The organism is Bacillus sp. AFS055030 (genome assembly GCF_002574545.1).
GTDB lineage: Bacteria > Bacillota > Bacilli > Bacillales > Bacillaceae_G > Gottfriedia.
Genome location: NZ_NUGT01000017.1, coordinates 1 through 7538 on the forward strand (window position 1 = coordinate 1; position 7538 = coordinate 7538).

Annotated in this window: 7 protein-coding genes; 5 read left to right on the forward strand and 2 right to left on the reverse strand. The window is 29.6% G+C overall.

The genetic code is table 11. The features are described 5' to 3' along the window. Positions 1 to 289: 289 nt before the first annotated feature. On the reverse strand, positions 290 to 808 hold the full coding sequence (locus CN925_RS06665) for a sigma-70 family RNA polymerase sigma factor (RefSeq protein WP_180232877.1): 519 nt from the start codon (positions 806 to 808) through the stop codon (positions 290 to 292). Between the two features lie 307 nt (positions 809 to 1115). Here CN925_RS06665 and CN925_RS06670 point away from each other — a divergent pair, with 307 nt between their 5' ends. After that, positions 1116 to 1649: a competence protein ComK gene (locus tag CN925_RS06670; RefSeq protein ID WP_098845482.1), complete on the forward strand. Its 534-nt coding sequence runs from the start codon at positions 1116 to 1118 to the stop codon at positions 1647 to 1649. A gap of 81 nt (positions 1650 to 1730) precedes the next feature. Here CN925_RS06670 and CN925_RS06675 read toward each other — a convergent pair whose 3' ends face one another. Next, positions 1731 to 2639 (reverse strand): accessory Sec system S-layer assembly protein, encoded by a 909-nt coding sequence (locus CN925_RS06675; protein ID WP_098845483.1) that lies wholly within the window; start codon positions 2637 to 2639, stop codon positions 1731 to 1733. A 462-nt stretch (positions 2640 to 3101) separates the two neighbouring features. Here CN925_RS06675 and CN925_RS06680 point away from each other — a divergent pair, with 462 nt between their 5' ends. The 4 genes from CN925_RS06680 to CN925_RS06695 all read left to right on the forward strand — a co-directional run. After that, a complete protein-coding gene (locus CN925_RS06680) occupies positions 3102 to 3680 on the forward strand; it encodes a YARHG domain-containing protein (RefSeq protein ID WP_098845484.1) in 579 nt (192 codons plus the stop codon). Positions 3681 to 4055: 375 nt separating this feature from the next. Beyond that, on the forward strand, positions 4056 to 5297 hold the full coding sequence (locus CN925_RS06685; RefSeq protein WP_142339197.1) for a TcaA 3rd/4th domain-containing protein: 1242 nt from the start codon (positions 4056 to 4058) through the stop codon (positions 5295 to 5297). A gap of 231 nt (positions 5298 to 5528) precedes the next feature. After that, a complete protein-coding gene (locus CN925_RS06690) occupies positions 5529 to 6146 on the forward strand; it encodes a lysozyme family protein (RefSeq protein ID WP_286138281.1) in 618 nt (205 codons plus the stop codon). Between the two features lie 309 nt (positions 6147 to 6455). Continuing rightward, a partial coding sequence (locus CN925_RS06695) for an SH3 domain-containing protein (protein ID WP_180232878.1) occupies positions 6456 to 7538 on the forward strand: 1083 nt, incomplete at its 3' end.

The following is a 7538-nucleotide window of genomic DNA, read 5'->3' on the forward strand; positions in this document are numbered from 1 at the left end:
TAATAATATTTCAATTATATTAAAAACTTTAGATAAATCAAGGTGTTTTTTCATATTTGAAATAAACGAAAAAATTTTCAAAAAAAACATTTCGACATTTGTTAAAAAATATGTCGAAACACAAAAATGATTGGTAAAATTTAGTGATTTTAATATAATGTTACAGAATAGGTAAACAGTAGAGAATGTTAAAAAAGTGTGAGAAGTTTTTACTCAAAACGGCATAGCTTTGAAAATTATAAAAGTAGTAGAAAAGTAATAGTTTTTTTAGATAGATTTGAAATCTATTTTATTTTGAGTTTCTTAATCTTTTTAATGCATAACGATAACTAGACCGAACGCTAGATTCTTTCATATTTAAACTTTTTGCAATTTGAGGAAATTCATGATTGTAATAAAAACGTTTTATTAGGATTTGCTTCTGTAAGGGAGAGATCCCATCTAGCAAACTTGTAAAATTAACGAGTGAAAATGATTCATCAAAATAGATTAAATCTTCACCATGGTCAGATGCTACAATTTGTTCATCATACTTAATTGCTTTGGATAGCTCATTTAATAAATAGCCTCTCACTGTAATAAAAGCATAACTTGAAAAGCTGCCCTTCTCAGTTTGATACTGTTGGTAAGCCCTCCATAATGCTATTTGACCAATTTGATAATATTCATCAAAGTTTTTATAGATATGCAGTTTCTTCATCGTTGCTTTTATCATTCGGGAATACTGGTTTAAGCATTCCTCGAATGTACTTGGCTTTAATTTTCCTGAAATTACTTGATAATCTACTTGTTCTTCACTACGCTTCATGCTTATAGCCTTTCTTAAAGGCATGCCCTTTTGTTTATTCCGCGGTGAAGTAACTATATAAAAAAATAGGAAATATATCATATCTGGAAATATCAATTAAGAATAAATGAAATAGAGAGAAAGTTGAGTATTGAAATTAAAACTTTAAATTTACTGGGAAAAATCGATTGAAAATATAATTATTAGTATTTTTAAAGGAAGGTAAAGTTTACTAAATCACTGGTTAACTCGTCATAGAAGTTTCAAAAATGCGGGAAGATAATTTTGATATAATCGAAATGTAAAAAATCCTAAAAAGGAGACGTCTATGTCGAAATTAGATTATGTTGTATCTTATGAAACAATGCTAATTGAAGCTGCGGAACATCCAGAGTATTTAACCAAAATAACAGATAAAGACAAAGGAGTAATCTATTCAAGACGACCAATGAAAGCAATCTTGAATGAATCCGCCCTTTATCATAATCAATCTATTAAAGGCCATCTCGAAGTCGTAAAAAGTAAATATCCAACTATGAAAAAGATTCCTCTTATGATTAATCCCACATTATCAATTATTATGATTCCTACATCTTCTCAAAATAACATATCTTGCAAATGGTTAAATTTTATCCAAATAAATAAATATATAAAAGAAAAAAGAAAAACAAAGATTCAGTTTAGGAATGGGGAAGAGAGGACATTACCAATTTCTTATTACATTTTTGATAAACAAATCAGTAAAGCTTCAAAGATTATTAGTATGTATTTAAGTCAGAAAGTAGAATACAAGCTAAAATCAGATGAAGAAAAGTTAATGATGATTAAGGAATTAATAGAAGGATATTCTTCTAATAAATAGGCTTAGCAGGGGAAGGGAATACAAAAAGCAGGCCTTAAGATCCTATTTGATCATAAATCCTGCTTTTAGCTTAATTATGCTTTAAATAACTTCTTGATCAGGTACTCTAATTGTCCATTGCGAGAACGTATTTATCTCTATTAGATCCTTAGGGAAGATAAATGTCCATGGTTTACTCGTATTTGCCTGGATTGTTAATGGAGGTAAGGTAAATAAACCTTTCGCAATTATTTCACCATTCTCATTTAACATTTCTAGTGGTAGTAATTCTAGATTAACTGCTTGTGTTGAACCATTTCGAACTAAAATATTGACTCCTAAGTTTCCTTCTTCATTATAGCTCGCTCGTAAAGCGTGTAAACTTACTTCATTTATGCGTAATTTAGGTAAAGAATTTACAAGATTGCTTAATTCTGCAATTTGTTCTTCAGTAAGTCGGCCTTCCCATGATGGATCGATATCTAATCTGTGAATAGTTTTTGACAAATCAAATGCTAATTCAAATCCTTTTTCAGGCAAGTCCTCTTTTAGTAAATACTCTCGTTCAAATACGAAGCGCCACGGGCGGCTACTACAAGGAGGCATTTCGCCAAGTTCTTCCAATCTAAATCCTTTTCTTGCTAATAGTTCACCTTCTTCACTAATCAATAATAGTATAGCATCTTCTAAACGAACTAATTTTTCTAAACTGTTGCGAACGAATGCTGTAACAGTTGCACTTCCATCATCATTCGTTTCAAGTTCAATTGCAGATAATGACAATTGATTTGGTTTTAAAGGAGAAAGCTCATTATTTAAAAATTGATAGACATAACGCTTTTCATCTTCAATATGCATTAATGGATGGAATGAAATTTTAGGATGAATTTCAACCACTTCATTTTCTTCAACTTGAACTGCTTGATCAGTAGATGTTTGTTGCAATAATTCATTCGATGAGACTGTTGAATCTTTTCCCTTTTGTAATAAACGCTTAATCGATGATAACATTTTGTTTTTCTACCCCCTGTGGACAAGATCATTCTTGAAATGCTGAAGCAAGACTTGCTGATATTTCTCTTTGTACTTTAGCTATTAGTATGTTCAAACAGAGTAAATCCTTCATATTTAAATGGTTGAATTGGACATCTTGTTGATACTGTCTTAAGTGTATCCCCTCAATCAATTGTTGTAAATACTCTAAATATTCAGTCTGATATAAAAATTTAGCACTTAATGCCATGCTTTTTAAAATAATAAATTGTTTTTTTTATTCAACTAATAGAGAATGTCCCTAATTCCTCTGTGGGGATAGGGATTTTTTATTTATTAATATAGTATTTTTAAAATAGGTCTTTTCAATTGTGTTAACAACGTATTAAACTTCTATTAAAAGAATTGGATTTTAAGCAAATAGATTAGATAATATGATAAGTGTATCTATTTATAACTGTAATAGAGGAGTGAAAGATTTTGGCTAATAAGGAAGAAAACAAAGTTGAAAGTCGTTCAGAACATAGAAAACTTAAGAATAAGGAAGATGGTTTTAGTATTAAACGATACTTTTCATTAATAATATCGATAGCTGGGGTACTTATAATAGGTGCTACAGCAATTTTTTATGTTTACCCAAAAATAATGAATGAAGGTAATTTTCATCCAAAAAATGCTTCTACAGAGGTAGAAACGAAAAAGGTCGTAAAAAAAGAAACAAAGAGTGAAAAGACGACTGAAACAAAATCTAAGGAAGTTGCTAAAGAAACGACTAAAAAGGAAACAAAAGTTACCGAAGAAGAGAAGCAATCAACAGATTACGTTTTACCAGATAGTAATAGTAGAAAACTAACGAGTGCAGATCTAAATAAACTAGCTCGAAATGAATTGCGTTTAGCTCGAAATGAAATTTTCGCTAGACATGGTTTGGTATTTAAATCAAGCGACTTGACGATTTATTTTTCTTCTAAGTCTTGGTATAAACCAAATCCTGCATATGGCGGAGAACTTAATGATATTGAAAAATATAATTTAAATTTAATTAAATCAAGAGAATAGTTGGAAATTCAACAGTACCTTCTTTAATTAATTAACAAGAAAGCAAAGTTCAGTGATTAATGAACTTTGCTTTTTATCATTTTCATAGCTCCGCTTTCCTTAACTACTTCCTTTGCTGTCATTCCATCCATCTGATAATTCTGCCCCTTTATGAATTAGGGTTACTTCCACTATCTTATAAAAAAATTTCTTTTTACCCTTTAAATAAAAAATAGTATGATAGACTATAGTCTACTTTTTTAAAGTATTTATTTAGATTCATTTTATATGGTAGAAACAAGCATTAGATAGAATGAAAATTTAAGGGGAAGTTAAAAATAAATGGAAACTCAATTAAGAGAACAAAATTCCTTGTCAAGAGCGGGTATACGAACCATGAGAAAAAAACGAATACCTAGTTTTAAAAGAAAATGGATGTTTATTTTAATACCAATATTCGCTATCTTAATTACACATTTAACATTAAAATACTTAAATTCACCAGAAAGAATAGTAAAGATTTTTGATAAAGCAGTGTCAGATAATAATTATAAAGAAGTAACACAGATATTACAAAAAGGTGGTACTGCAGCATCTCTAGATGAAGAGTCAGTAATCGCATTTATGGATTACTTGAATAGCTATAATGTATTAGATCAATTAGACGATATGATTCAAGATAATAAGGTGATTAATAGTAAGTTAATAGATGGGCGTGGAAATTATGTACTATCAATTAGTAAAGGTAGTAAATTTTTAGGGATTTATCAAACGTATTCAATAAGTGCTCAGCCATTCGAATTAAAGATTTCTTCGCCAATTGATGACATTGAGTTAAAATTAAATAATCATATTATCCATTTAAAAAAAGACGAATACGAAACAACATACCATAAAATTTTACCTGGAAAGTACACTATGGCTGTTTCATATAAAGGTATTTATAGTGATGTTAAGGATGCTGTTGATATCGATTTTTCTTCAGCATCAAAAAATAAGTTATCTCAGGAATTAACTTTTAATGTTAGTTATGTCCAAATTTACTCAAACGAACCTGAGGCAGAACTTTTTGTAAATGGAAAAGATACTGGGCAAAAAGTAAGTGAACTAGATCGCTTTGGGCCGTTTTTATTAAATGGTAAAACAGTAGTTCACGCTGAAATTGAAAAGAATGGTGAATTATTTAAAACAGATGATGTTCCAATTACAGGGAAATATGTGGATTTAATGTTTGATATGCCAGTTGAAGACCAGGATGAGAAACAAAACGATGGTTTCTTTGCAGGGCTTAAACGATTTTTTGATAAGTATTTACCTAGTCCTAAGCCTTCTTCTGATTTAGAAGAAAAGCAACTAATTAACGGATTGTTTAATCAAAATGGCCAAGCATTCTTACAGTCTAAGGAATATCAAGACAAAATTAAGAAAAAAGGTACAACGCAAAAACTCATAAGCTTTTCTATGAAAAATTCAAAGCAAGATGATACGGGTATGATTATTACAACAAATGAGTCGTATGAGATAACTGATAAACATGGTAAAACTAAAATGAAATCATTTGAAATTACTTACCACTTTTCAAGAGAAAATGATGAATTAAAAATGGATCGTATAGTAGGAGTAAAAGAAATAAAATAAATGATAGTAAAAGAGTCTAATTTAAGTTGGACTCTTTTTTTTGTTGATTTAAAGTTAGAGGATTTACATTTATTAGGTTAGGTTTCAAAAGAAGAACAATTCTATTAAATGTTTATAATAAGAAATATTTCTTTTTTCTCATTTTAATGTCAAATATATGTAGTTTTGACACATAGCTTTTTTAAATAGGAATATTCGTTATAATGTATTAAAGAGAAATGTTTGGAGGTAATGGAAAAGTATAGAATGTGGAAATTTATTAAAAGACTTCTTTTATTTATACTTCTGATGTCAATTATTGGGATATTTGCGATTTATCGTTATTATTTCCAGGATGTACTGAAGTATGAAACACAAGTTTATTATGAATTAAAGACGTCAAATTTAGAAGATTACACCCCTTTATTACTAGGACTAATGATGCAAGAAACGAAGGGGAAAGGAACAGATCCTATGCAAGCTTCAGAATCGCTAGGCCTTGCAAAGGATAGTATACAAGATACTTCAAAAAGCATACAACAAGGTGTCTCACACTTTATAGATGTGTATTCCTATGGTAAAAAGCAAGGCGTTGATTTACAAACCATCATACAAAGTTACAATATGGGAATTGCCTATATTGATTTTGTAAAAACACATGGAGGTAAACATTCAGATCAACTTGCTAAAACCTATTCCTTATCGATGGTAGAAAAGAATCCTGAGCTTTATACGTGTAATAATAATAAGAAAAATTTCAGATATCCATATTGTTATGGTGACTTCACATATAGTCAAAAAGTAATGAAGAAATCAAAGTACTTCGAGATTCTAGTTCCGCTTAAACATAATATAGTAGGAAAACCATAGTCCATGGAGAAGAGTTAAATGTCTTCTTTATGGACTTTTTAACTTTTTTTTTTGAATTATGTCAAATTAATTACAAAATAGTTGTCGTTTCGATAAAATATAACAATTCCCTTTTTTTACCTATATAATAAATATAAAAAATATTTCAATTTCCGACATTTTATGACTTATACTTAACTTTAGGATTAATTTTTTATTAATTTTAATTTTAAAAAATTTATAGTTTATTAATTTTAGTAGCTTAATAGAATTGGATTATTTTATTTTACGTTTTAAATGTAAAAGAGGTAGGAAAGGGAAGTTAAATACATGAAAAAAATAGGAAGAGTTCTTTTGGTATCAACAGGTATTCTAGTAGGCACATCCAGCATATCCTGTCCTAATATTGGCTTGGAAAGATTAAAAGCGAGTGCAGCAATCATAAACATTAAAACAAAGTATCAAACGACAGCAAGTCTAAATTTAAGACAGGGTGCAGGTACAACCTATAAGTCAATCTTGACTATTCCAAAAGGAAAAGTAATAACTGCAACACAAATAAATGGTAAATGGTTTAAGGTGACTTATAATTCCAAAACTGGTTGGGTAAGTGGTACTTATTTAAAGGAATACTATAAATATACTACTCAAGCGACTGCTTATTATTTTACAAATAAAACGACTAAGCTATATCCAACGCCTGATACAAAAAAAGCTGCAGTCTATTCAGTAGCGTCAAATAATGGTTTTAGTAGTACTCAAAACATAGTGAATAGCATTGGCCAGACTTGGTACCGTGTTAGTTATAATGGTAAAACATTGTATGTAAATAGCTCAGATGTTACAAAAAGTGCTGTAACTACTTTTGCTAAGGCAAATTATAAAGCAATTAAAATAGCTGGTTTATATCAATCATTTGGAAATTCGTCTAAACTGCTAGCGAAAATACCAATTGGTACTATAGTTGCATCATCTAAACGAATTGGTAACTGGTATAACGTTACGTATAATGGAAAAACAGGTTATGTTTATATCAGTAATTTTACGAAAGCAAATGAAATAAAATATGAAACAACAAGTACTGCATACTATTTTTCGAAAGCAGTCACTAACTTATATGCAACTCCAGATACTACAAAACCTGTAGTAACTACAGTTAGTGGAAATAATGGCTTTGCTTCAACTCAAAAAGCGACAGATTTGGTAGGGAAGATCTGGTACCGAATTAATTATAATGGGCAAAATCTTTATGTTAAGAGTGAGGATGTAATTGCAAATAGCTTCACAACATTTACAACGACGAAGTATAAAGCAATTAAAATGGCTGGTTTATATCAATCATTTGGAAATTCGTCTAAACTGCTAGCACAAATACCAATTGGTACCATAGTTTCATCATCTAAACGAATTGGT

Coding starts and splice junctions, on each gene's coding strand:
- CN925_RS06665 (WP_180232877.1), bottom strand. CDS start 808: ATGAAGCGTAGTGAAGAACAAGTAGATTATCAAGTAATTTCAGGAAAA.
- CN925_RS06670 (WP_098845482.1), top strand. CDS start 1,116: ATGTCGAAATTAGATTATGTTGTATCTTATGAAACAATGCTAATTGAA.
- CN925_RS06675 (WP_098845483.1), bottom strand. CDS start 2,639: ATGTTATCATCGATTAAGCGTTTATTACAAAAGGGAAAAGATTCAACA.
- CN925_RS06685 (WP_142339197.1), top strand. CDS start 4,056: ATGAGAAAAAAACGAATACCTAGTTTTAAAAGAAAATGGATGTTTATT.
- CN925_RS06690 (WP_286138281.1), top strand. CDS start 5,529: ATGGAAAAGTATAGAATGTGGAAATTTATTAAAAGACTTCTTTTATTT.